This window comes from Caproicibacter sp., assembly GCF_046707225.1.
GTDB lineage: Bacteria > Bacillota > Clostridia > Oscillospirales > Acutalibacteraceae > Caproicibacter.
The window spans coordinates 16,026-40,418 of the sequence record NZ_JBJKOP010000040.1 but is presented as its reverse complement, the minus strand read 5'-3'; the positions used below and the strand labels follow the sequence as shown (position 1 = coordinate 40,418).

At 45.9% G+C, this 24,393-nt stretch carries 27 protein-coding genes; 6 read left to right on the top strand and 21 right to left on the bottom strand.

What is annotated here, in order from left to right; all coding sequences use genetic code 11:
* Window positions 1–4 precede the first annotated feature (4 nt).
* The 9 genes from ACLQ3M_RS11490 to ACLQ3M_RS11450 form a co-directional block, all read right to left on the bottom strand.
* Window positions 5–424 (bottom strand): prepilin peptidase, encoded by a 420-nt coding sequence (locus ACLQ3M_RS11490; RefSeq protein ID WP_411677833.1) that lies wholly within the window; start codon window positions 422–424, stop codon window positions 5–7.
* A complete protein-coding gene (locus ACLQ3M_RS11485; RefSeq protein WP_411677932.1) occupies window positions 414–584 on the bottom strand; it encodes a DUF6133 family protein in 171 nt (56 codons plus the stop codon). Before ACLQ3M_RS11485 ends, ACLQ3M_RS11490 begins: the two co-directional genes overlap by 11 nt.
* Window positions 585–679: 95 nt before the next feature.
* The gene (locus ACLQ3M_RS11480) at window positions 680–1,021 is read right to left on the bottom strand and encodes a SpoVG family protein (protein ID WP_411677832.1); all 342 of its coding nucleotides are present in this window, start codon (window positions 1,019–1,021) and stop codon (window positions 680–682) included.
* A gap of 44 nt (window positions 1,022–1,065) precedes the next feature.
* The gene (locus tag ACLQ3M_RS11475; protein WP_411677831.1) at window positions 1,066–1,614 is read right to left on the bottom strand and encodes a YodL domain-containing protein; all 549 of its coding nucleotides are present in this window, start codon (window positions 1,612–1,614) and stop codon (window positions 1,066–1,068) included.
* A gap of 13 nt (window positions 1,615–1,627) precedes the next feature.
* Window positions 1,628–2,185, bottom strand: coding sequence for a hypothetical protein (locus tag ACLQ3M_RS11470; RefSeq protein WP_411677830.1), 558 nt, complete (start codon window positions 2,183–2,185; stop codon window positions 1,628–1,630).
* A gap of 2 nt (window positions 2,186–2,187) precedes the next feature.
* On the bottom strand, window positions 2,188–2,472 hold the full coding sequence (locus ACLQ3M_RS11465) for an AbrB/MazE/SpoVT family DNA-binding domain-containing protein (protein ID WP_411677829.1): 285 nt from the start codon (window positions 2,470–2,472) through the stop codon (window positions 2,188–2,190).
* Window positions 2,462–2,893: a hypothetical protein gene (locus ACLQ3M_RS11460; protein ID WP_411677828.1), complete on the bottom strand. Its 432-nt coding sequence runs from the start codon at window positions 2,891–2,893 to the stop codon at window positions 2,462–2,464. The genes ACLQ3M_RS11465 and ACLQ3M_RS11460 overlap by 11 nt, the downstream gene beginning before the upstream one ends.
* Before the next feature lie 14 nt (window positions 2,894–2,907).
* Window positions 2,908–3,873 (bottom strand): DNA adenine methylase, encoded by a 966-nt coding sequence (locus ACLQ3M_RS11455; protein ID WP_411677931.1) that lies wholly within the window; start codon window positions 3,871–3,873, stop codon window positions 2,908–2,910.
* 36 nt (window positions 3,874–3,909) lie between these two features.
* Window positions 3,910–4,416, bottom strand: coding sequence for a hypothetical protein (locus ACLQ3M_RS11450; protein WP_411677827.1), 507 nt, complete (start codon window positions 4,414–4,416; stop codon window positions 3,910–3,912).
* Between the two features lie 432 nt (window positions 4,417–4,848).
* Here ACLQ3M_RS11450 and ACLQ3M_RS11445 point away from each other — a divergent pair, with 432 nt between their 5' ends.
* The 6 genes from ACLQ3M_RS11445 to ACLQ3M_RS11420 are packed head-to-tail and all read left to right on the top strand — an operon-like array spanning window position 4,849 to window position 12,765.
* The gene (locus tag ACLQ3M_RS11445) at window positions 4,849–5,067 is read left to right on the top strand and encodes a helix-turn-helix domain-containing protein (RefSeq protein ID WP_208925126.1); all 219 of its coding nucleotides are present in this window, start codon (window positions 4,849–4,851) and stop codon (window positions 5,065–5,067) included.
* 57 nt (window positions 5,068–5,124) lie between these two features.
* Entirely contained in the window at window positions 5,125–6,432 is a 1,308-nt protein-coding gene (locus tag ACLQ3M_RS11440; protein ID WP_411677826.1) for a DNA cytosine methyltransferase, read from the top strand.
* A gap of 1 nt (window position 6,433) precedes the next feature.
* Complete coding sequence (locus tag ACLQ3M_RS11435; protein ID WP_411677825.1) at window positions 6,434–7,480, top strand: DNA cytosine methyltransferase; 1,047 nt, start codon at window positions 6,434–6,436, stop codon at window positions 7,478–7,480.
* Between the two features lie 5 nt (window positions 7,481–7,485).
* Complete coding sequence (locus tag ACLQ3M_RS11430; RefSeq protein ID WP_411677824.1) at window positions 7,486–10,755, top strand: type ISP restriction/modification enzyme; 3,270 nt, start codon at window positions 7,486–7,488, stop codon at window positions 10,753–10,755.
* A gap of 6 nt (window positions 10,756–10,761) precedes the next feature.
* Window positions 10,762–11,169, top strand: coding sequence for a very short patch repair endonuclease (locus tag ACLQ3M_RS11425; RefSeq protein WP_411677823.1), 408 nt, complete (start codon window positions 10,762–10,764; stop codon window positions 11,167–11,169).
* Window positions 11,170–11,181: 12 nt separating this feature from the next.
* Window positions 11,182–12,765, top strand: a complete 1,584-nt coding sequence (locus ACLQ3M_RS11420; protein ID WP_411677822.1) for a DUF6119 family protein — start codon at window positions 11,182–11,184, stop codon at window positions 12,763–12,765.
* Between the two features lie 295 nt (window positions 12,766–13,060).
* On the opposite strand, the gene ACLQ3M_RS11415 is transcribed toward ACLQ3M_RS11420, so the two are convergent.
* From ACLQ3M_RS11415 to ACLQ3M_RS11360, 12 genes are all read right to left on the bottom strand, one after another.
* Window positions 13,061–13,633 (bottom strand): helix-turn-helix domain-containing protein, encoded by a 573-nt coding sequence (locus tag ACLQ3M_RS11415; RefSeq protein ID WP_411677821.1) that lies wholly within the window; start codon window positions 13,631–13,633, stop codon window positions 13,061–13,063.
* Between the two features lie 576 nt (window positions 13,634–14,209).
* Window positions 14,210–15,457 carry a tyrosine-type recombinase/integrase gene (locus ACLQ3M_RS11410; protein ID WP_411677820.1) on the bottom strand — a complete coding sequence of 416 codons (1,248 nt, stop codon included), beginning with the start codon at window positions 15,455–15,457 and terminating at the stop codon, window positions 14,210–14,212.
* A gap of 424 nt (window positions 15,458–15,881) precedes the next feature.
* The gene (locus tag ACLQ3M_RS11405) at window positions 15,882–17,048 is read right to left on the bottom strand and encodes a hypothetical protein (RefSeq protein WP_411677819.1); all 1,167 of its coding nucleotides are present in this window, start codon (window positions 17,046–17,048) and stop codon (window positions 15,882–15,884) included.
* Window positions 17,049–17,246: 198 nt separating this feature from the next.
* Complete coding sequence (locus ACLQ3M_RS11400; protein WP_411677818.1) at window positions 17,247–17,480, bottom strand: hypothetical protein; 234 nt, start codon at window positions 17,478–17,480, stop codon at window positions 17,247–17,249.
* 39 nt (window positions 17,481–17,519) lie between these two features.
* Entirely contained in the window at window positions 17,520–18,215 is a 696-nt protein-coding gene (locus tag ACLQ3M_RS11395) for a metallophosphoesterase family protein (RefSeq protein ID WP_411677817.1), read from the bottom strand.
* Between the two features lie 49 nt (window positions 18,216–18,264).
* Window positions 18,265–19,473 (bottom strand): ATP-binding protein, encoded by a 1,209-nt coding sequence (locus tag ACLQ3M_RS11390; RefSeq protein ID WP_411677816.1) that lies wholly within the window; start codon window positions 19,471–19,473, stop codon window positions 18,265–18,267.
* Window positions 19,474–19,579: 106 nt separating this feature from the next.
* Entirely contained in the window at window positions 19,580–20,152 is a 573-nt protein-coding gene (locus tag ACLQ3M_RS11385; RefSeq protein ID WP_411677815.1) for a hypothetical protein, read from the bottom strand.
* Complete coding sequence (locus tag ACLQ3M_RS11380) at window positions 20,145–21,260, bottom strand: tyrosine-type recombinase/integrase (RefSeq protein WP_411677814.1); 1,116 nt, start codon at window positions 21,258–21,260, stop codon at window positions 20,145–20,147. The genes ACLQ3M_RS11385 and ACLQ3M_RS11380 overlap by 8 nt, the downstream gene beginning before the upstream one ends.
* A gap of 375 nt (window positions 21,261–21,635) precedes the next feature.
* A complete protein-coding gene (locus ACLQ3M_RS11375; RefSeq protein ID WP_411677813.1) occupies window positions 21,636–22,883 on the bottom strand; it encodes a tyrosine-type recombinase/integrase in 1,248 nt (415 codons plus the stop codon).
* Window positions 22,880–23,197 (bottom strand): helix-turn-helix domain-containing protein, encoded by a 318-nt coding sequence (locus ACLQ3M_RS11370; RefSeq protein WP_411677812.1) that lies wholly within the window; start codon window positions 23,195–23,197, stop codon window positions 22,880–22,882. The genes ACLQ3M_RS11375 and ACLQ3M_RS11370 overlap by 4 nt, the downstream gene beginning before the upstream one ends.
* A complete protein-coding gene (locus ACLQ3M_RS11365) occupies window positions 23,194–23,526 on the bottom strand; it encodes a recombinase family protein (protein ID WP_411677811.1) in 333 nt (110 codons plus the stop codon). The genes ACLQ3M_RS11370 and ACLQ3M_RS11365 overlap by 4 nt, the downstream gene beginning before the upstream one ends.
* Window positions 23,441–23,899 (bottom strand): type II toxin-antitoxin system PemK/MazF family toxin, encoded by a 459-nt coding sequence (locus tag ACLQ3M_RS11360; RefSeq protein ID WP_411677810.1) that lies wholly within the window; start codon window positions 23,897–23,899, stop codon window positions 23,441–23,443. The genes ACLQ3M_RS11365 and ACLQ3M_RS11360 overlap by 86 nt, the downstream gene beginning before the upstream one ends.
* Between the last annotated feature and the right edge of the window lie 494 nt (window positions 23,900–24,393).

The following is a 24,393-nucleotide window of genomic DNA, read 5'->3' as shown; positions in this document are numbered from 1 at the left end:
TCCTTTAAATAAAATAGGCGAGCAGACAGCCCGCCGATAAAAAAGGCGCAAGGGGGAAGGCTTTTTTCGCCTCCCGCCTTTGCACCTTGTAAACAATCCGGTATATGGCTGCATAAATGAGCAGCAGATTGAGTCCGGCCATTGCCGCAAGCAGTCCTTTCGATAGCCCCAGCACCAAACCGCAGGCAGCCATCAGCTTGATATCGCCGCCGCCCATGCCGCCGAAAAACACGGCGGCCAGCAGAAACGGCAGGGCGATGAAAACGCCCAGCAGCTTTTCCGGTGCAAAGCCCGATGTGGACAAGGCTACGATAGCAGCACAGATCCAGTTTGGAACAATGCGTTTTGTCAAGTCCGTTATCGATGCCGCACACAGCAGGGCAACAAAAAAGACCGCCTGCAAGACGGCCAGTTTATCCGGCATAATTGAACATATCCTTAATGCGTTGAACGAGGGTTGGCAGCACGGTTTTATCAAAAAGCATATACAGACCAGCCAGCACCAATGCTCCGATCACCACGGCCATCAAAATCTTGATGGCCGTATCCACGAAGCCCTCGGCGTGATTGTTGGTAAGTGCCATTTTTGCCTTAATTGCCAACAGATTGGCCTTATGGGTTACCTTGTTCATGATTCTTTTCATGGTGTTTTACCTCCAAATTTTTTATTGTGGTTGAGTTACATACCGCCCATCTGCATGGGCGGCTGGGACTGCTCCGAGGCTGCTTCCTGCGGCTGCGCCGGAGCTTGGTTCATGGCTACGGCCTGCTGGTAGCTGTCCAGCACCGCCTTATGGAGCTGTTCGCGGAACTCCTTGGTTACGGGGAAGCAGATTTCCTTGTAGCCGTTTTCTGTCTTACGGCTTGGCATGGAAACAAAGAGACCGTCACGGCCTCCCTCCACTACCTTGATGCCCCGGATGCCAAGGCAGCCGTCCACCGTTGCCGAAGCGTAGGCACGAATGCCGCCGCTGGCTCCGGGCGGGTACATGGAATTGATTTTTACTTCTACATCAGGCATAATTTCTTTCTCCTTTCGCATTTTGGCAATAAAAAACAGCCCCTTTAGAGCTGCATGGTTTGTGTCTGTTCCGGTGGGGTGAAGCCGATTTCCTGAAATCCGAAACGGTCGCAGTAATAAAAGCTGCTACCGTTTTCATCGTACAGCTCCAGCACATCCGACATGGACAGGGAATGCCCTGCATAGCCGGGAGGATGGGCGGTGTTGAATTTTGTATACAGGGCTTCCAGATCGTTGGTTTCCACCTCTCCGTCATAGACGGTCTGGTAATCGGACATTTTGGGTTCCCCAAATGATTTGCAGAAATCCGAAAGGCTAATGAAGCGCATCCGGAGATCCGATTCGGGCTTTAACTGCCACACACGGCAGTTTTTCAGCAGAGTGAGTTCTTGGGTATCCCGCTGACCGTTTACAAGGCGGTCATACACACCGCCCGTCCATTTCACCTCGCCGATGTCCTTTTGGCGGCTGAGAAAGGCGTTCAGTTCCTCCGACTCAAATAGGGGATCGACCACTGCCTTGCCGCCGCTGATATACCCGGCGGGGTTGCCGTAGTACAGTATGATATCTTTTTCCATCCGGATATTTCGCATGAGCTTGCCTCCTTTACGTCATAGTCAGGCCTCCGTTCTGCGGATTGCGGAAGGCTTCCATTTCCTCTTGAGAGGGATGCAGGAGTCTGCCGTTTTCCATTTCCAGCACACAGAAGTCATCCCGGTCGCAGAGCATGATGCGGTGCTGGTAGGACTTCTGCATTTCCACATATTCCAGCGCTTCCTGCTCGGTGCAAAGCCACACACCGGAGGCATATCGGCCATCGGCGAGAAAGCTGTAGCCGCTATATTTCAACTCGTGATTCTTCAAATCCAGCGCTCCCACCGGTCTGATTTGGGAAAGCTGCAGCTTGGCGCTGTCTGGCAGAAGCTCCGGCTTTAATATGCCGATGACCTCGCTGCGGTTTTTCAGGGCAAATTCTCCGGTGCGAAGCGATACCAAAAAGGCAGCGGAGCCGCTTGGGTTGGCACCGGCTCCGTTTCCGCAGAGGCAGAAATACAGTTGCCGTTCAGGGTTATCGTGATTGATTACGACAACTTTCCCCTGAATACTGTAGCCCAAGCCGGTTGCCGAACAGTCTGCTGCTGTATAGGTCAATTTTCTTTCCATTCTCAGCCCTCCTTTTTCTGCTGGAGAAGGACTGTCAGATCGGAAATGAGGGAAAGCCGGGTATCGTCAGGCATGGTCTTGAATGCTGCACGGACATAGGCCTCCACCGCCTCCGGGGACTGGTCGCCGATTTCGATGATATCCACTTTTTGCACGCTGACTCGACCATTGGCGAGTTCAAGCCGCACAATGTCGCCGTAATCCATGCCGCTGGCGGTGCGCAGCTCCTTGGGGATCAGCACACGGCCTTTGCTGTCCATCAGCTTGTAGAGAGGCTTATTCTTCATTTTTCGCACCACCCTCCAGCACACGGCGGATGGTGTCATGGCTCACGCCAAGGCTGTCGAACAGCTCCATGAGCTGAGTCGGCAACTGCCTGACGAGATCGGCGCTGCCAATGATGATAGCGCCGTCCTCGCAGCGGATATCCAGATCATCATCCAGCGGAATGCCTGCCGCCTCCAAAAGCGCATGAGGTACCGACAGCTCTGCGGATTCCGGCGCTTCCACCAGCTTGCTCACGTTGTCGATGCCGTCCTTAGTAAGAAAGATCTCACCGTAACTGTTGATCTGCTTTACCGGATGGTGGGACAGATACGCCAGATGTACGGTATCACCGGCAGTGACGCACATGGTTTCCAAAACATCAGGCGGCAGGGTGATGCTGCCGTCCTCGGCAATCCTGCCCTTGGTTTCAATGATTTCCATAGCATAAGCCTCCTTTAATTTTCTTGGTTGATCCTGTATTCCGTGGAATTTTTCTCGTTCATACAGATTCCATAATCAAACAGATTCAGCTGGAACATATCCTTTTCCCGTTCCTTGGGATCGTAGTTGGTAATGATCACCTCCGGGTACTCGCAGCCGCCCTCGTATCGCTGCGCCAGATTGCTCAGGCGGGTAACCGGGGTGATGGTGTAATCCTGATACAGCTCCCGGATGAATTCGCAGTCGTTGTAGCTGACCATCCATTTGCTCCTGCTGCCTGCCAGCGCATCCCGGAGCCGCTGATGGTCGGTTTTGAGAAACTCCACCGCATAGTGACCCTCGGTCATGTAATAGGGCGGATCGCAATAAAAAAAGGCATCGTCCCGGTCGTACTGCCGGATTAATGCCTCAAAGTCCTTATTCTCTACTACTGTATTGGCAAGACGCCTTGATGCCTCCCATATCACAGCGAACACCTTTCGGATGTCAAAGGGCTGGCAGCCGTAAGAGGTACATCCGCTGCCGTAGCTGTAGCGGATGAGCTTGAAAAAGGCCGCTGCCCGCCAGACATCGCTTGGCTCGGCCTGCTCCAGCATAATCGCCCTCAGTTCCTCAAACTCAGGCGGCGGGAGGTTTTGCTGCGCCAGCTCCAGTTCTTCTTTCAGGTATTCGGTATCGAATTCATCCTTTTCAAAGAAGCGGCGCAGGACACCGAATTCACGCCGGGAGTTGAGGGGCAGAAAGCCCAGCACCTTGAGGAAGGCCAGTGTTCTGTTTTTTACGCAGTAGAACAGGTTGGTCAGGTTGCCGTTAAAATCGTTGTAGACCTCCATTCCTTTGCAGTCTGGCGGCCTGCCGAACAACACCCAGCCCCCGCCGCCAAAGACTTCGATGTATCTGCCGAAGTCCTTGGGGAAGAGTCGGTAAATGATATTGCGGAGGGCTTTCTTGCCGCCCACCCAGCTGATAAAGCTATTGATATTCCATCACCTCCCTTGCTGCAAAATCGCAGCTTTTCACAACGACATGCCAAAGCCGAAGGTCTGGCTGCTTTTCAATTCATCCTCCGACTTGATAAAAAAACGGTCACTACTATCCCAAAAGCTGACATACAGCTCGCCGTCCTCCAGCTTGATTTCTCTTTGCTCCAACCCCTCGCCCCAACCGTCACTCAGTTGTCCGGAGAGCCATTCTGTCAGCTCCGCAAGCTCAGAGGGGGAAAGCGTACCATGAGTTTGCACCTCGGTCACACCCCACAGCTTGCCATTCCATTCCTCTACGGAAGGGTTGATGCGGTATACTTTTCGGCTGAGATCGTCATCAAGGTAAACGGCGAGGCCACGCTCACCCTCGCTGGTGAGCTTTTCTTTCTGAATGAGCGCGACAATTTTGTCCTCGTATTCCAAAACCTCACCGGCAGTTAAATCCTCTCGACAATCGTCAAGATTGCCCCATTCGTTTTTTCGGTCGATGTGAGGAAAGAGGGGGCTGAATAACCGCAAGGTTTGCAGTTCGTTTTTCATAGAGTATCAGTCCTTTCATTTTGATTTTGAGCGCAAAAAAACGGCTGTGTTTTTCAGTTGCGAAGAACACAGCCGCTTCAAAATTGAATGTTATTCAAGTTGTAAACTATACTGTTCCCGATTATAAATTTATATCAAATCTCCATGTTTACTTTTGAGATTTTTCATGGAAGATTTCGTGCGTCCTGCATTGCGTAGATTTCATAGCCGTCTTCAATATTATGGTAAAGATATTTTTACAGTAGGCGGTGGATATGCTTGTTTTAGGCAATCAAGTAATATGAAAAATCATAGTGAAATATTGTGTGGATTTTGGTGTCCACTGTATGTTGGGTTTAAATAGTATTTGCGAACGCAAAAATATCATTGATTATTCCAAATAAAAATGATATGATTATAAAAACTATATAGAAAGAGCAAGGAGGCTAAAAGGTGATTGTCAGTTATAACAAGCTTTGGCATTTAATGCTCGATAAAAAGATGAATAAACAGGACCTAAAGAAGGCGACCGGTATCAGCACCGCATCCATCGCCAAGTTAGGTAAAGGCGAGAACATCACGACCGATGTTCTCGTTAAAATATGCAAAGCTCTCGATTGCGAATTACATGACATCATGGAGTTGTCGCACGAAAATGAGGAAACAAGATGACACTAGCAGAATATCGAAAGTTTTGCTTGAAAATAATCATTGATTGGAGGTGATGATATGGCCGCGTTTACAAAACTACTTCAAATGAAAAATCTAAGCGCCACCACAAAAAGTGACTTCCGAAGTTATAAGGCATTGTTATTTACGGAAGCGGTTAAAGCGTTGCCTAAATTCTCACCACTCGATGTAGGTTCTTCACATTCCAACCCTATACAGATACTCGATTTTTTTAGCGGTGCGGGAGGAACGTCGTTGGGCTTTGCTGCGATAAATCAGGTCGTGCCTATGTTTAATTTTTTAGCCGGGTGTGACATCAATCCAATATCAGCCGCAACCTATAGTAGAAATTTTGGAACACCGACTGTTTGTGAAGATATTCTTAAAATTGCGAATACTCCCGCAAACATTCGCCAGTTTTTAAATAGAGTTGGTTTTGACAGCACTAAGCCCACGATTTTGATCGGGTGTGCTCCGTGTCAGGGCTTTTCATCGCATAGAAAAAAACACTGGGACAATGAGGATGATGATCGCAACAGTTTGGTGATTGCTTTCTCCCGTATTGTTACCGAAGTCAACCCTGACATATTTGTTATGGAGAACGTACCGGAGTTTTTATCCAATAGATACTGGAGATACTTCAGTAAAGCGCGCGAGACGTTTCGCGAGGCGGGGTATACGGTCAAGCAGAACATCTATAACTCTGCCGAGTTTGGTGTGCCTCAGGAGAGATTCCGCTCTATTATAATTGGTATGAAAAAAGACTTTCTGCTTCCGGAGGGTTATTTTACTTCAGATGAATATAAGACTGTTCGCGATGCTATTGGAGGGTTGAGTCCACTTGAGGCGGGAGAAGTTGACCCGAACGACCCACTTCATAAGGCTGTAGCTCATAAGCATAGCACTATCGAGGTTATTAAAAAAGTACCTCACGATGGTGGAAGTCTACCACAAGGTGAGGGACCTGCATGCTTGGCGAAAGTTAATGGTTTTTATGATGTGTATGGGCGACTCAGTTGGGATAAACCTGCGATCACCATCACACACTACGCACGCAATCCGGCAAGCGGGCGCTACACACACCCTGTTCAAGATAGAGGGTTAACGGCGAGAGAAGCGGCAAGATTACAGAGTTTCCCTGATGGTTTTCAATTTGAAGGTAAGTCCGATGATATTTATCGTCAAATAGGAGAAGCTGTGCCACCTTTGCTTTCATGTGGGGTCGCGGTAAACGTGCTAATAGAGTACCTGTCAACAGAGCCGACAACTGCTCAACTGCAAACCGGTATGGAAACTATCGATCTGCCGGTAAGCAATTCATACTCCAGCGTAATTGCAGGCATCAAGAACACAAGGAGGCGAGGTTAATATGCGTTTCACTTGCGTCGATAGTTTCTCGGGAGCAGGCGGTTTATCGTTGGGATTGAGTGAGGCGGGATTTGAAATCCTGTTGAGCTTTGACATAGACAAAAGGTGTATCGAATCGATTCAAAGCAATCCTAAATATTTCGCACATCCCGCTCTCTGCGAGGACATTAGAAATATGCTTGGAGGACGGCTGCTTGATATGATCGGGTTAAAGCAAGGCGAGTTGTTCTTGCTTGCCGGAGGACCCCCTTGCCAGGGGTTTTCTGTCCAACGTATCGGTAAGGATACAGACGTTCGAAACGAGCTAGTTCTCCTATACGGAAGACTTATCGAAGAGGTTCGTCCGATGTTTTTTGTTATGGAGAATGTATCGGGTATTCAAGGTAAACGAGGAAAAACCATCCTGGCAGAGCTGATTGAGAAAATGGAGTCTATTGGCTATCATGTTCATAAACAACCCGTCGACGCAGAGGATTATGGTGTTCCACAACGGAGGAAGAGACTTGTCTTGGTAGGCGAACGGCATGATATTGGTTCGACGTATATATTCCCCAAACCAACGGGCGAAAAACATACCGTTCGTGATACAATATCTTTCCTTCCCCCTCCTCCTGAAGACGGTAAAGCACATCCTGACTTTCCATTGCATCGACGTGATCGGTTGTCAGAAAAAAATCTGCAACGCATACAGGCGTTGCAGCAAGGGCAAGGGCGGGATCATCTGCCTAAAGAGTTGTTAGCTGATTGTCATAAAGTGGACAGCGCTATTATTGGGCATCGTAACGTATACGGACGCATGTCTTGGGACGAAGTAGCGCCGACCATAACCGCTCGTTTTGACAGCTTTACCCGAGGCCTATTTGGCCATCCGGATCAACCGAGGAGCATCTCGTTGTGCGAAGGCGCATTGCTGCAGACATTTCCTTTGGACTTTGTTTTCAAAGGATCGAAAATTGAAATTGCTCGCCAAATTGGAAATGCAGTTCCACCTAAATTGGCTAAAGCTATCGGAGAGAGTATCATAACCTATTATAAAGGAAAGAGGTGAGAGATGTGTCATATCAGGCAATTATAAAGCGTTACTTAAAGAGCTTGCAGCGTGATTACAACGATTCTCTCGCCGCTCACCAACACACAGCCGAACTCTCTTTTCGACCTTCATTAGATACGCTATTCAAGGAATTGGCAATGGAGCTAAACGGTAGCTCGGATATCGTGGTCATTCTTGAACCACGTAATCAGGCTCGGATGGGGCGTCCCGACTGGCTTATCCATGACAGAGCAACTCTCGGCGTTTATGGTTACATTGAGGCAAAGGGGCTCTCCGCGGGAGCCTTTGATATCACAGTGCACGAGGAGCAGTTCAATCGTTATTTGTCGTTGGGGCATAAATTGATAATTACCGATGGAATTGATTTCATCTACTCCTTTGACGAGGGTGTGCATCCCCAAATTATATCTCTAATAGACAAATCCCACATGAATCGCCCGGACTGGTCGCGCCTAACTCTAAATCCTCAGTTTGAGGTTATGATGCGCAGGTTCTTTGCCGATCCGTCCCCACAGTATTGCGACGAAGGAAAGCTCGTTGAGTTAGTTGCTTTGCGAACAAAGTATCTGTCGGACGAAATCCTGCGCTATTCGAGCATCCCGATAGATGAAGCGATGGATGAGACCGAAAGGAATGCTATATCACTTTTGGATGAGTTACGCGTTTTGGTCTATAACCATAATGATGAAAACATGAGGCGAGACAAGGTATTTGCTGACTTTTCCGCACAAGTGATTATGTTCGCGTTGTTGTACGCCCATCGCATTGAATGTACAGACAACGATTCTCCGACTGAAAAGGAACGTAAGATAAAGGATTATCTGGCGCGGGATGTCGTGGATGGTCAGGCGTTGCGTCCGTTCCTTACAATAATTCATTATCTCAACAACCACGGTGACAATGACAGCTTCATCCTGAATTGGACAGATGAATGCATTCGGTTTTTGTCGTTTGTACATATGACCGAGCAGCAACGGCGTAGTCCCGATTACCACAAGCTGTTTGAACTATTTCTTTCAAAGTTCGATCCGCGCTCACGCTTTGACTACGGCGCATATTATACGCCGAGTGAACTGGCCGATTGTATTGTTCGTTTGACAGAGATTATTGCTCGTGATAATTTTGATGGTGTGAGTATCTTTGACGATGGTAATATGCTGATCGACCCCTGCTGTGGGACAGGTTCATTTTTAGAAAGAATACGTCAAAACGATGTGCGGTGTGGTGCGTTTTCTCTTTGCGGAATTGAGATCCTTCCCGCTCCCTATATGCTTGCAAACTATCGAATGGCAGTGCTGAATCAAGAAATCAGAGATTATCGTTCAAGATACGAATTGATACTGGCGAACACTCTCAGCGACTGCGTATTTGGGAGAGAACCAGCCAATACGGATACGGTTGAGGGATTTGAGCTTAATCGCGCACGGGAACTGTCCTCTCGACCAATTACTCTTGTCATAGGGAATCCCCCTTCCTCGGATTCGTCAAAGACAAATATAGGTTCGGATTTTTCAAAGATATTGGGGCTAATGGATGATTTTCGTCCTCCTGCCGAGAATCGACACGCAAGACAAAATACGCAAAAGCAGGTTAACAATCCTCATCTTCAGTTTTTACGTTGGGGATGTGAAATGCTGGAGCATTCGAATAATCACTCAGTCTTAGCATATATCGTTCCAGCGACATTCCTTGAAGCCGAGTCTTATAAATACGCTCGGAAGTATATTGTCGAACATTTCTCGTCCGCCTGGATAGTGTCGGTCGATGCAGACGCAAGGGCTGGCATCCGTTCTGACAGTATGTTTAGGACGCAGCAAGGTCGAGCGGTACTCATTGCAACAAGAAAATTCGGAGAAACTTCGGCAATGAACGAGTTTAAATACTTCGATATCTCGCGGTTCGCAAAGACTGAGAAAACAGCATGGCTTGAGCAAGACGCCAATGTGTCCCTAAAAATGTTTGATGGTTACTCTATAGATAATTCAAATTATGCCCTACGTCCGTCCTTGCCGTTTGACGAAGAGCTGTATTTATCATATTGGCCTGTAAGCGGAGAGTCCGAGCTGAACGCAGTGTTTAAGAATCATTGCTCCGGTATTAAACTTGCTCCATCCAGCCTCTTTACACACTTGAAGGCGCCTATGTTGAAACGCCGTAGCAAAGAAATAATGAAGCACGGAATGCAGGCTTCCGAGGAGTGGTTGCGTTCTCAGGATAAGCCCCCGCAGGAGGCCGATACCCGCGCCTTTGCTGATGCACTGAATGAATTAGGGAGTGCGCAAGCGGTTGAGGCTACCCTTGACCAAAACATTGTAGATTATGCTTTTCGACCGTTCTTGTCGATGAAAGCATTCCTTTGGCAAGACTTGCTACATAAATTCAGTCGAGTTGGAGGCGGTGGGACAAGGCGGCGTCCGGAGATCGGAAAAGCGTATGCTGATGAAAATACCATTGGCTTTGCATTATCGCACTCGCCGAAGGATCAGAAAGATAGCTTAAAGCCTTTTGCTTCTTTTTGCTGGTATTATCCCGATAATGATCTGTGCCGTCGTGGAAACTCTTTCATTTACTTGAATCAGTACCCAGTCAGTAAGAAGAGCGACACTCTACGTGAAAATATCAATGATCGGCTTTGTGAACTACTTGCAACGCTCTTGGGTATTGATGGGGTTGCCCTTGCCACAGAGGTAGTATTCTATACTTTTGCCATTCTTTGCTCGCAAGTCTACCTTGATGAATTCGAGGGTGCTCTATTCACGGTTAATCGTGCGGATTTGCGCCCACGTATCCCTGTAGTTAATGACGCCGACACGTTTATGCAGATTGCTGAACTTGGGCGAAAAGTAGCTGCGTTGGAAAAACGAGACTACACACCACAAAATCTTGCGGGATATGATTATGATGCTGTTAAGTCGCTGGTACCTCCAGACTTCAGACTCTCATGGACGAAAGGCATCCAGCCATTCGATGAGGATAATGAGACCATCACGTTGACGGACGGCCGAACCAATATCATAATTCCTTGTCCTCTGGATGTTCAAAGAATAAACATCTCTGGATATGAGGTTATCAAGAACGCATGGATGAAGTTTAACTCATACGACTTTACCCATTGTGCCTTTACCGCAGAAGATATGGGAGAATTTCTTAATCTTGTGAACAAGTTGCTTGAATATGTTGAACTTGTTGGAGAAATTGATATCGTAATGCACGATGTTATTAAAGGACACTATCCTCTGATTTTGCCGGATTGCGGCGGCGAATCGAGGTGATGTGGGATGCCAGACGTATACGATAAAGCGACTCGTTCAGCAGTTATGAGTAAGGTGCGCTCCAAAGGCAACAAGTCCACAGAGTTGCGTTTAATCGAGGTGTTTCATGAGTACGGAATAACCGGTTGGCGACGAAACTATACCGTCAAGGGTCATCCAGATTTCGTGTTTATGGAGCGTCGAATTGCCGTATTCGTAGATGGCTGTTTTTGGCACGGACATGATTGTCGTAACACGCGGCCGAAAGAAAATGAGGACTTTTGGGCTGCAAAACGGAAAAGAAACATTATGCATGACAGAGAGGTAACTGCGAAATTTGAACAACGCGGATGGACGGTAGTACGAATTTGGGAGTGCGAACTAAAAAAGAAGAACCTTTCCAAATTACTTGTAAAACTTAATTTGATGAAGTAAAGGGGGATACATATGCCAAACTATAATATCTTCAAAGTTGATCCTGAGTTACGCATCGGGATGCTTCAAAAATTTCAAGAGGTTGGTCTAACCGAAACGTATCATGAAGATATTGATGGATATGTTCACTCTTTTTACTTCTCCGACGAGCCTATTGAAGCCCAAATTGAGTGGATTCGGCTATACTCGTCATTTGTAAACCTCGACGAAGAACCCAGCAATAAAAGCTATTTTGCCGTTCTTCTTATTCAAGTGCCAGAAGGCGGAGAATACGCAATAAGCCTTGGAAAAGCGCATTTTTACTTATCACCATTTTGTTACTACGACTTCGGGCTACAACTTGCGGAGCGCATTTTTCAAAGATCAAGAATGAAACAGGCAAAACATTTTTCATCGCGTAGAAGCAAGACTATTACTTCATACACTCGGAATAATGAATTGAGTTATGAGAGCGGTGAGTCAATCGGACTAATTAAAGGCAGTACCGATGCCCATGAAACTTGGGGAAAGTCCGTAACGTTTGGACAATCTGTTAAGTTGTCAATTCCACATATCCCGGAAGAAGTATATCTGATTTTAGATGAGATTGAAGCAGCCATGGAACTGCCGCCTCGTATTCAACTCCCAAGAGCAAAAGTAATTAAAGATGCCGCTGAAATCAGGCGATTGGATTCTTTGTTATGCCAAAGCTTGCGCGAAAACTCCGTTTCAGTAGATATTGATGAGTTTTCACTAAATTCCGTTTTCTTTACATTCACTGATGAATACGATGGGTTTGCGATGCAGATAAAAACGAAGATTGGTGAACAAGAATTTGTGGAAAAAGCGAGTAAGGAAGATTCTATATCCAAGGAAACCGTTGGACATTTTTTATCGAATATCTCTGGCAAGGGCATCAGTGTTGTTGATGATATTGATAGAGTAAAGGTTGGTTTATGGAAAGATGGAAAACGGCGCTTAACACAACCTATAAAAGAACTGGTTGAATACGTTACAGATGATTGGTGCTGCCTCATAGGGGGAAGATGGATGAAATTTTCTCAAGACTATGTGGCTTATCTGAAAGATAAAATTGACAGCGTCCAACTTAATCGCGATGCCCCTGTTATATTAAAAAAATATTCTCAGACACAACAACGGCAATATGGCGTTGTTAATCAAGAAGAACAAACGCTAATTGATATGATGGAGCAACGTGGGCATATCGTCCTTCATAAAAGTAGCGCTGACGAAGAAGGGGTTCGAGGTTTTAATGTTGAAATTGCTGATATGAAAAAGGACGATTGTCTGTATTTTGTTAAAATGGGAACGCCCCAAAAGCTCATATATGTCATCGACCAATCATTGACAACAGTATCTCTTATTCAAAACAAGAGGCTTTCACAAGATGAAAGTGTTCACGGTGTCACGACAATCTGCCTGTGGCTTATTTTTGACGAAAGAAAATCGGATCTAACAAAACTATCGGAGGTCAGTTCCATTACATTTCTTATTGCAATGAATGACTGGATACAAGCGGTTCATGATGCAGGCTATAACCCTGCGGTAAATATTGGTTATCGTCGTTTTGCGAAAGTGGAGGAATCTGCGATATAGAACACTGGTTGCGTTCCTCACATCAAATGATTGATGCAGGGTAAAACACCGGTATCAATCTTTACTTGATATGGAAAAAAACCTGAAAGCATCAAGGTTTACAGACTTTCTTTAAAAAGAATTAAGCCCAAGACTCAAAGTGCGCTTGCAGTCCGAACGTTCGTCTTGAGCTTATCGTTTCTGATTGTTTTATCAGTTATAACTTATAAAACAACGTAATTGTTTCCTGGTTTAAGATATAAAGGTTCAACCTTAAAGAGTATATGTGGAAAACAGTTTTTTTCTAATACATTCCTTAACTATACTTCTCCATTTTTTGATACTCTTGTATCAGAGCAGAATGCTCTTTGGATTTCTGAGTGATGCGGTGGGCTTTGGTTGCCATGTATTCGATCAGGTAGTCTTTGGGTATCAGGTATTTGTTGTAGTACCACACCCCGAATAATTTCTTTTTGGCTATCCATTCTGACACTGTGGTTTTGCAGTAACCGGTCAGTTTCACAGCATCGTCCACAGTAAGGGCATCAGGAGAGCTTCTCCACCTTTTCTTCAGCATTTTCATAAATTCGTCGGAATCTATGGGCTCCACCATTTTGTGCTTTGGCTTATATTTTATTCCGCTTGAGAATATTCCAAGGGGTGTCAGCAGGGATTCAGGGGAATATTCTAAGCGGATAAGGTATTCTATCACATCTGTTATTCGAATTTTGAACCTTCGGGTCTTTTTACCTGTATCCTCACAGGGGATATACCCATTCTCTAAAAGCCATGTGGCTTTTCGTTTGCTTATTCTGCAAATCCTGTAAAGCTGATCTTGGCTTATTACCTCTGGATATTCATCCAGAAGGTGAGCATAGTCATTTGCCATTGCTATTCCTCCAATCACATTGATCCTACAGGCAGAGATTTACTCTTCCTGATTTAGGCTGTTCACTTAAAAATCAATGTCAATGGTAGGATTCGCTGTGGTTTGTGTACTATAAAAGTATCGGGTCTTAAAGTATCTTAAGGTTATTTCGCAAGCTATTTTTCTACGCTTTTTCTACACTTTGCTCTGAAAACCGTTAAATTCGGTGGTCATGCCGAAGCGTGGTAAACTCATGGTTTTCGCTCGAAAAGCCTTGATTCATGCTGGTTTGCGGGATTTTAAGGTATCTTAAAGTTACCCTGATAGTTTCATAGAAACTTGCCCTCAAATAACTCGAAATCAGTTTGACGGCAACGTCACATGGGTTCGAATCCCATCCTCTCCGCCACAATCGTCCTAAAAGCCCGAACTTTCCGGGCTTTTAGGACATTTTTATGCCTGCTTTCACATTACTTCCCCCACTTTGGTAGAAATCGAGGCAAGCGGATTCGCGGCTTTTCTAAGCTTTTTTTGCAAGAAAACTGCAAGATAGGAAAGTCTTCTGCGACATTGCGTGGGTTCGAACCTTCGGAGAACTTATTCCGGTTTTTCGTCCTTGTCGTTCTCCGGATTATCCTCGTCTTCGGTCACTCCAAGCACTTCTTCAATCATGTTGGCGCTGGCCAGCTTGCTGGAGCTGTCGATGTGCGAGTAGATGTTGGCGGTGGTCGCCATATCGGAATGCCCCAGCCAATCCTGAATCATCTTCATGGGAATATTGTTTGCCAGCAAAAGCGAGGCACAGCTGTGCCGCAAATCATGGAAGCGGATTTTCCGCAGTCCGTTTTCTTTGAGAATCACCTGAAAATGACTGCTGACATACTGCGGGGTAATCAGGCCGCCCAAGGCGTCCACGCATATGTACTCCGAATATTTTTTGTCGTAAGCGCCGCGCATGACCTTCTGCATTTCCTCCTGCCTCGCCTGTTCCGCCAGAAGTTCCTCTTCAATATGGGGAATCAGCGGAAGGGTGCGGTAAGAGGATTTTGTTTTCATCACGTCGTAGCCCTTGAGCACGATGCCGCTCTTGGTTTCCTCCTCCAGAATCTTGTGCCGGATGCTGACCGTTTTGGCGGTGAAATCCACCGCGGACCATTTCAGCCCCAGCACCTCGCTGCGGCGCAGACCGTAGTAGGCCGCCAGCATGATGACCAGGCGGATCGGGTCCCCCTCGACGCAGTTCAGAAGCTCTTTTAGCTCCTCGGCGTTGTAATAGTTCCCGATAAAAGGCACTGATTTGGGACGATCCGCTTGCTGACAGGGGTTTGAAGGAATGATGCGCCGCTTAACGGCCTGTTGGAAAGCCCTGTGCAGCATGGCATGGTGACGTTGCGCCGTCGTACCTTTCAGCCCATCAGCTCGGATTTTGGTGTAATAGGCGTTGATCTCGTCACCTGTGATTTCTTTCACCTTGAGTCTCATCGGCTTGAAAAAGGATGTCATCCTGCCGTTGATCATTCGCTTGTAATTCAGATAGGTTGAACTTGAAATATTGGGTTTGTGCTGCTCCAGCCATTCCCGAAGATAGTCCTCGACCAGCATGTTGGCAATCCGGTTGCGCTCCCGGTCCGCATGAGTCACGGCCTCCTGCAAATACAGGTCGCCGGTGTTGTACTGCGCCAATATTTCAGCGAGCCGGTGATTAGCTTCCGTTTTTGTGCCGCGCTGGTCTTTTAAATCAAGATTGATCCACTTTTGTGAGCGTTTTCCGCTCGTGTCGTAAAGATTGAGTACGGCGTACCATTGTAGATTTTTTGAGGTCAGATGACCTGTAATTCGTTTCATTTCTGCTCTCCTTTCGCGTGATTTTCTCCGGTACTGCCGTCGGCAGTACACACAATACCACACTCGGACGGAGAAAGCCATGCATCAGACAGCACAAACTTGCACGGGTTATTTCGACATTGTTTTGCTGAATCTCAACCTTCGACAGTATCTGCTATGTTCTTTCACTAGTTGTGTTTCTTTCAGTGAAAGAACGAAGGAATGAAAGGCAGGTAAGAGTTATTTCTAAGATAAAGCAAATATGCCGACCGGATTTGACCAGTCGGCATATTGTTTTTCTATGTTTTATTTTTTCTACTCGTTTTTTAACAACTTTTTTGCTTTTTCAAGAATGATATTAATAATCCCATTACCTCCATCTGTATGGTGCAAAAATGGATGCTATCGCCACTTTTTTGAAAAAGGACAACATCAAATATTTATGTTATTCTGTATGCTGCATGACCCCGAGGATAAAGTCGTCTTTGTGTACCAAAGGATCAAGCCAATCTGCTTTTTCTAATATCCATTGAATCTTCTGTTCCAAGGAGACTTCCGAATCAACAGATATATCTGATAGCGATTTTAAGGCCTGCGCATATTCGCGCAACAGTTGAGCCCTTTTATAACATTGAGCTTCCTTTTCAATACTATCAAGCTTTTGCAGCTCTTTTTTGCGCCTTTGCTCTTTTTTCCGTTCTAATTCTTCTTGCTGCCTTTTCCTATCCCATTCGCGTGAAGATTGCTCATGAACTAACATATCTTTACTAGCCGTATCAAAAAGTGTGTAAATAATTTCTCCCAGCTGATTTTCCAGTGGAGATTTTTCATTATCCGAAAATATTAGTTCTTTGGCATCGCAATACCAACCGGAATGGAGTTTTATGTTCAGACATCCTGTATAAGTAGTTGTTGAATTGTATCGCCTACCAGTAGTGGTTTTATCTTCATATAAAGACATATTCCATATACCACCCGGTATTTTTAAAGTACAATAATCTCTGTCTGAGTAATTTTCTGTTTCTATATGTCCTTCAAGCTGCTCTATAGATTTAATCAAAGTATCCATGATTAAATAAGCACGATGGATCTGTTCAGATGAGACAGAAATATCAATTACTGATTTCGTGGAGATATTTCTAAACCAGTACTGGCTGTTTTTGTAGCCTGGATTAAGCTTTATCTGCTTCTCTCGGTAATTCATTTCGTCCTTATGTTCTTGAATTAAGCGGTCGGGATTTCTTAATTGTGAAGGTATAATTATTGAATTACGCATTGTCTGTATAAGTTCTTTGGATTTCATTGAATAAATATATAGTGGGTCCTCTGAAAGCAATTCGACGTCAGATAAAGCTTTTACATCTTTTGAAATTTGAATAGCGTAACCGGAAACATGTTTTTTACTTTCTTTTGTAAGCGCCGGAAGAGCAATTTTTTGCACTTCCTTGCCTGCACGAAGTTTTGCCCAATATCCGGCAGGAGGTACAGGTATTCCTGCTGCAATACACCTTTTTCTTAAAGCCACATCTGATATGCCGTACTTTTGGGAAACTATCGTCATTGGCTCTGCCCAAACTTCATTGTAAAGTTTCTCGCGTTCATCCACGGTCATAATTTTCACCTCAGACAAAAGTATATCATATTGCAAGGGATTATGGTCACATACTAGCTGGATAATTTAATACCCGAGAAATTGTTCTAAAAATATCACGTGCTACCAACATCCTGAGAAATCAGCGAGCAGATAACTTTTATTGTCACTCATATTTCGCATAAAAAGCCGTCGTTTGTATGTAAGCGACGGTTTTCTCTACATCATGTTGAGATCAACATATTGACTGCATTCATTCAAAACCTTTGTATCCATTCTTTCTGCGTGTCCAAGCAAGTACAGAAAAGCAAATGCAGGGATACAAATATGATTATCACCGGCAGCAGTATTGTGGATACCATATTCATTTGCATTTTTAGTTACGATAATCGTGGTGGATGCCTCTTTACAGAGCTGGCAGATAGCATCATCATCTGCAACTGGTATACCCACTTCAATGTAAAGCACCTGTGGGGAAGTCAATATCCATTTTTACACTCTAAATTCATCAATGCGCTCAAACAAGAACTGCATCTTATCAATGCACTTCTCGGTATGATAATGCCCACAATACCACTTTTTATAGTTCAGCTTTCCTTCTATTGTATCCAGCCATTCTTCTGTTGAGTTATCAACGGTGGACTGGTCAATGCCAGGCAGAAACACTTCGCGTGGGATATACCTAAACGGACAGGTATGCGAAAGCACAACATCAACAGTATTCCCGGCAGCGGACAGATTCTTTTCAACGGTTGCTTTGACTTTTTCGGATGGCTGCTCATCCGGCCACCAGCCGTAGCCGTTCTGAAGACGGTAAAACTTATCAACGCTGTATGCTCCGCCGATAACAATGCACCTCTGACCGTCGATATCGTATATTTCGCCGTCTTTGGCAAAGATTAGATTCGGATATTTTCCTTCAATAAATACGGTGCCACCGTGCCATTGCTGTTCCTTATAAGTACTGATGTTCTGTGCACGGTTTTCATGATTGCCATGCAAGCAGAACAACGTAATCGGAATATCTGCCAGTTGATTTTTCAGCCGTTCAGCTTTTTCTCCGCTGTAAAAGTTGATTCCCGCATCACCGAGAATGATCATGATGTCCTCACGCTTTGTCTCGATGGTGTCACAGAAATAAGCGATACGACGGAAGTCTCCATGCGTGTCCCCTGTAATGTAAATCATTTTCATTTCTCCTCAAATGCTTAGAGTGTTATTCATCTTCCAAATGCAGCTATAATTCTTCGCTGAGGAGAAAATCAGCAATGTGAACGGTTTTGATTCCCTGATGGTTTCCTCCTGCATAGTCATCCGTTGTCAAAACATATTTGGGATAGTTATCGTGAATATCGAGCAGTCGCCCATATTCACGCTCTGCGGTTTTTTCGGACTTAATTTCCTTTGTCACCTGCACATAGATTTTCTCTTCAAGCCTTGCAGCAACAAAATCAATCTCGAAATTATCGAGTTTCCCAACACAGACTTCATAGCCCCGGCGGAGAAGTTCCAGGTACACAATATTCTCCAGCATGGCATCTGCGCTGTCAGCGGTATAACCAAGAACGCTATACCGCAGCGAAGGGTCAGCAAGATAAAATTTCTCCTGTGTTTTCAGCAATTCTTTGCCCTTGATATCATAGCGGGAACAGCGGTGCAAAATATAAGCACTCTCCAACTTACTGAGATAACTGTAAACCGTTTCATTGTCCAGCGTCCGTTGCTCGCTTTTCAAATAATTTGAAATAGACGATGCCGAGAAGGTATTTCCGACGTTATCAAAGACGTATTTGACCACCCGTTCCAACTGATCCACTTTTTTGATCTGACTGCGTCGCACAATATCGGTAAAAATAGTGGAATTATAGATGTCTTTTATAATAGGATAAGCTTCTTCTCTTGCATATTCCCGAAGATGAATCGCGGGGAAGCCGCCGAATTGTAGATACCGGACAAGCTCGGTGCGCGGGTCGCCTACGGTTGTGTATTCTTTACGAAAAGCAAGATACTCCGAAAACGAGAGCGGAAAAATTCGGAACGAAACATATCGTCCAGTCAGATAGGTCGAAATCTCTGAAGACATCATCCGGGAGTTTGAACCGGTCACATAAATATCCACATTATAATCAGACATCAGTGAGTTTACAACTTTTTCCCATGATTTTACTTCCTGGATCTCGTCGAGAAACAGATAGGTTTTTTCGTCCGGTGACAGTTGCTCCTTCAGAATGGTAAACAGCTTTTTAGCCGTCATGTCTTCATATTCCAAAGAATCGAAGCTATAATGAATGATGCGCTCCGGTTCAATACCACACTTGAGGAACTCATCCATCACCATCTTCATGATCGTCGATTTTCCGCAGCGGCGAACACCGGTCAGTATTTTCACAAACGGCGCATCCTTGTACGCCATTATCTTTTCAACATAATCAGGTCTGAAAATCATTTCATACACCTCCTGTTTACTATATTATACCTCAAATATAAGATAGTCAAACAGTTTTGCGGTTTATATCCGCAAAACTTTATAAATTATATTTTTGTTGCGGATATTATATGCTTATTTGTTCTTTGTTATTCTGATTGCATATTAGCTGAGATGATGTGGAGAATTCTTTAATCATGATTTTTAATGTGACACTTGACAGAATCACTTTTTCTGAGGAGATATATTCAATAATTGACCGTTTTGAAATTACATAACGCGTTCCAATAAGTGATGCAAAAATCTCTTTTCTCTTAATTCTGAGCAAAATATAGTTCGGCGAAAGGTGTGACAATTTCGATGCTTGTGCTAGTGTAAGAGCACCGGGATATGTACGGTACTTTTCTGTGAGCCAGGATCTGAAAGCGGCCAAATAAGCGGGATTCAAACAAAGCCTTGGATTTTTCTGTACTTTACTCCTCCCGGAGTTGAACAGCCCAGATGGTAGCCCGAAACAGTTCGGATTAGCTTCCAGACTCTTTTGTACCTGTTCGACGGTTTCTTTATCAATCCAATATCTCCATGTCCTTGAGCTCCGAATTTCACAAGGGATGTATCCGTTGTCCAAGAGATATTTCAATTTCCGCTTGCTGATATGCAGAATTTTATATAACTGATCCGCCGAAATAAATTCACTCATGCTCTGCACCCCCAACAGCCGCCCTTTGACATTCAGGACGACAGATTGTATCCATCAGTAGTGCCGCAGTCCGTTTTGAATGTTCCTCCAGATGGATGTAAATGTTAGCCGTAGTGGAGATATCCGAATGGCCAAGATATTCCTTGACGGTAATCAACGGAATTTGGTGCTGTATCAGGATTGACGCGCAGGTGTGTCGGAGATCATGAAACCGAACATCGGGTAATCCGCACTGTTTCAAAATCACTTTAAAATGAACCGACACATAGTCTGGATGAAAAAGCCGTCCAAGTGGATCACAACAAACATAATCGGCATATTCCGCAGAGTAGGAATCGGCGAACATCATCTGATAAAGTTGAATCTTCTTTCGTATATCCAGCAATACCGCCTCCGCATTTGGAGTCAGCGGAAGATAACGTCTGGATGAATTGTTTTTCATTTTTTCTATGGGAACTGTTTGAGATTTACCATTGGTCTTGACTTCAATCACTTTTGTATCAACCAAGATTCGTTTTTGATCAAAGTCGATACGGCTCCATCGTACTCCGAGCGCTTCGCTCCTGCGTAAACCGAAAACAGAGGCAAGATAAATCACTATGAACATAGGATCGTCTGCTGCATTTTGAAGAAGGATTGCCAATTCCTCTTCATGCAAAAAACGCGCATGGTATTTATCTGCCCTTGGCCTATCTACTTTATCGAAAGGATTGCATGAAATCATATCTTCCTTGAAAGCCTGCTGAAAGGCCTTGCGCATTACCACGTGGTAATGAATCACTGTGGCCGGGCTGCAGCCATCCCGAAAGATACCCATGTAAAATGCTCGAATATCCGCAGGCTTCAGAGACGCCACTGTCAATCCGGCTGAGGAATAGTATTTTTTGATTCGGCCATTGATTAGCTCTGCGTAAGAATTATATGTGGAAAGCTGAAGCACATATTTCCTAGTTTCAAGCCATTCCAACATATATTGATAGACTGGCACGTCAGATGGCGTACACGAGAAATTCGAACCCATAGATGAGGATTTTTGAAAATATCCTTGATCCTTGGGTTCGAACTCTGTAAGATGATCTTTGAGTGATGACTTGCGTGTGTTTTGCACAAATTATCATCCTTTCATTTGTCAGTTTGACAAAGAAAGGATACCATATTTTAAAGAAAAATTAAGTGTTTACTGTTTTACGTTGGGGGGTTGACAAATTCCGAACCCATAACCATTTGGACACCGTAGGCCTCGAAATCAGTTTGACGGCAACGTCACATGGGTTCGAATCCCATCCTCTCCGCCACAATTGTCCTAAAAGTTCGAACTTTCCGGGCTTTTAGGACATTTTTATGCCTGTTTTCACATTTCTTCCCCCACTTTGGCAGAAATCGAAGCAAGCGGATTTACGGCTTTTCTAGGCTTTTTCTGCAAGAAAACTGCAAGATGTGAAAGTCTTCTGCGACATTGCGTGGGTTCGAACCTTCGGAGAGCTTATTCCGGTTTTTCGTCCTTGTCGTTCTCCGGATTATCCTCGTCTTCGGCTACCCCAAGCACTTCTTCAATCATGTTGGCGCTGGCCAGTTTGCTGGAGCTGTCGATGTGGGAGTAGATGTTGGCGGTTGTCGCCATATCGGAGTGTCCCAGCCAGTCCTGAATCATCTTCATGGGGATATTGTTTGCCAGCAGGAGCGAGGCACAGCTGTGCCGCAAATCGTGAAAGCGTATTTTTCGAAGCCCGTTTTCTTTCAGAATGACTTGAAAATGACTGCTGACATACTGTGGGGTAATCAGACCGCCCAAGGCGTCCACGCATATGTACTCCGAATATTTCTTGTCGTAAGCGCCGCGCATGACCTTCTGCATTTCCTCCTGCCTCGTCTGCTCCGCCAGAAGCTCCTCTTCAATGTGAGGGATTAATGGCAGGGTGCGGTAGGAGGATTTTGTTTTCATCACGTCGTAGCCCTTGAGCACAACGCCGCTCTTGGTTTCCTCCTCCAGAATCTTGTGCCGGATGCTGACCGTTTTGGCGGTGAAATCCACCGCCGACCATTTCAGCCCCAGCACCTCGCTGCGGCGCAGACCGTAGTAGGCAGCCAGCATAATGACCAGGCGGATCGGGTCCCCCTCGACGCAGTTCAGAAGCTCCTTCAGTTCCTCGGCGTTGTAGTAGCTGCCAATGAACGGCACGGATTTGGGCCGGTCGGCCTGCAGACAGGGATTCGTGGGAATGATGCGCCGCTTTACCGCCTGCTGGAAAGCCCTGTGCAGCATGGCGTGGTGGCGCTGTGCCGTAGTGCCCTTCAGCCCGTCGGAGCGAATCGTCATGTAGTAGGCGTTGATTTCGTCGCCGGTGACCTCCTTTACCTTGAGCTTCATCGGCTTGAAAAAAGCTGTCATCCTGCCGTTGATCATTCTCTTGTAATTCAGGTAGGTGGAGCTTGAAATATTGGGCTTATGCTGCTCCAGCCATTCCGGAAGATAATTTTCCACCAACATATTGGCGATTCGGTTGCGTTCCCGTTCAGCGTGGGTCATATTTTCCTGCAGGTATAAATCCCCAACATTGTACTGCGCCAATACCTCGGCGAGCCGGTGATTGGCTTCCGTTTTCGTGCCGCGCTTGTCCTCCAGGTCAAGACTGACCCATCTTTGCTTGCGGACTCCATCTGTGTCATACAAATTTAACACGGCGTACCATTTCTGATTTTTCGTGGCCAAACGGCCTGTGATTCGTTTCATTTCCGTTCTCCTTTCGCGTGATTTTCTCCGGTACTGCCGTCGGCAGTACACACAATACCACACTCAGACGGAGAAAGCCAGGTGTCAAACGGTACAAACCTGCACGGGTTATTTTCGACCAGAAACGCTGCAACGGACAGCTTGGGAACCAGTATCTTGTTAGTCACCCGGATGCTCCCCAATCGGCCGCTCCGTGCTAAGCGATAGGTCTGATTGATACCGATCCGCAGCAATTTGGCGGCTTCCGGAACCGTGAGGACCTCCGGCTCATCCTTGAACATGGAGAGATAGATACGCTCAGAAACGGCAATCATGGCTGCACCTCCTCTGTGGAGACGCGGCCATCAAGAGGAGAAATTACCTCTATACCGAAGTGCTGAAACTCATGCGCATAGCAAAGCGCCTGTTTGCGGTCACGATGAATATGGAACAGGCTAGTGACAAGGAGAGCATCAAAACGTTTTACGTCGGCATCCTGTTTCAGCTTCTCCAATTCCGTATTCTGATCAAGATCAACGCTTACTCCGACGATTTGATATCCCAACTGTTCCGCAAAATCATAAAGCTGTTTTTCCTGTTTCTTCAGCGCGCCGCTTCGATCCTCCGGCGCGTCTATGCGGCAATAAAGCCATGCTCGTTTCATACTGCTCCTCCTTACTCTCAGCTTGTCTGATAAAAAACCCCAGGCTGACGCCCAGGGCTTCGTCAACATTCCGAAGGCACTCGCCGCCGATGCGGCCCAGATACGCGCGCAGGCGGGAGCGGTCAATGGTGCGGATTTGCTCCAGCATGACGATGGAGTTTTGCCGCAGTCCGATTCGCTCTCCCGTCAGGGGTACATGGGTAGGCAAAGGATTTTTCTCCATGCGGCTGGTGATGGCTGCAACGATTACGGTGGGGCTGTATCGGTTGCCAATGTCATTCTGAATAATCAGGGTGGGGCGGACGCCGCCCTGCTCACAGCCCACTACCGGCGTCAAATCCGCATAGAAAATATCGCCTCTGCTCACATTCATGCCGAGCACCTCCGCCACTGTATGTAACGAGGGACAGCCGTTTGGGCATGGCTGTCCCTCAAATCTATAGTAAGCTTGTTCTTCATTTTAACGATTGCACGCTTCTATTCGGCACTGCTTCCCGAAGCTAGGGCGGCAGCATAAACGGTTTGCCGGTTAAGCAAACGCCATAGGAATCTCACCTCTCCCAGGATCTCTGCGAGCCGCCCCCATTGCTTGAGTCTGTGGCTGGACGGAAGTAGCGTTGGCACTGTCCGTTTCATTGCGTGACAGCCTACCACAGGCTGTTTTATGACCAGGCCTTGCCGCTCGTCGCCTTCGATGCCATCGGTTCGACGGATGTCTGTCACCCATCCGCAGGTAGTCTTGGCGCGCCCGTCATCGTCGCTGCCGCTCATCACGGCCGGACAGATCATGTATTTATGCTGCCGGATATGATATTTTCAAGGAACTAATGAGGGAATAGAAAAACCCCCTCACTTACTTACCCGTTG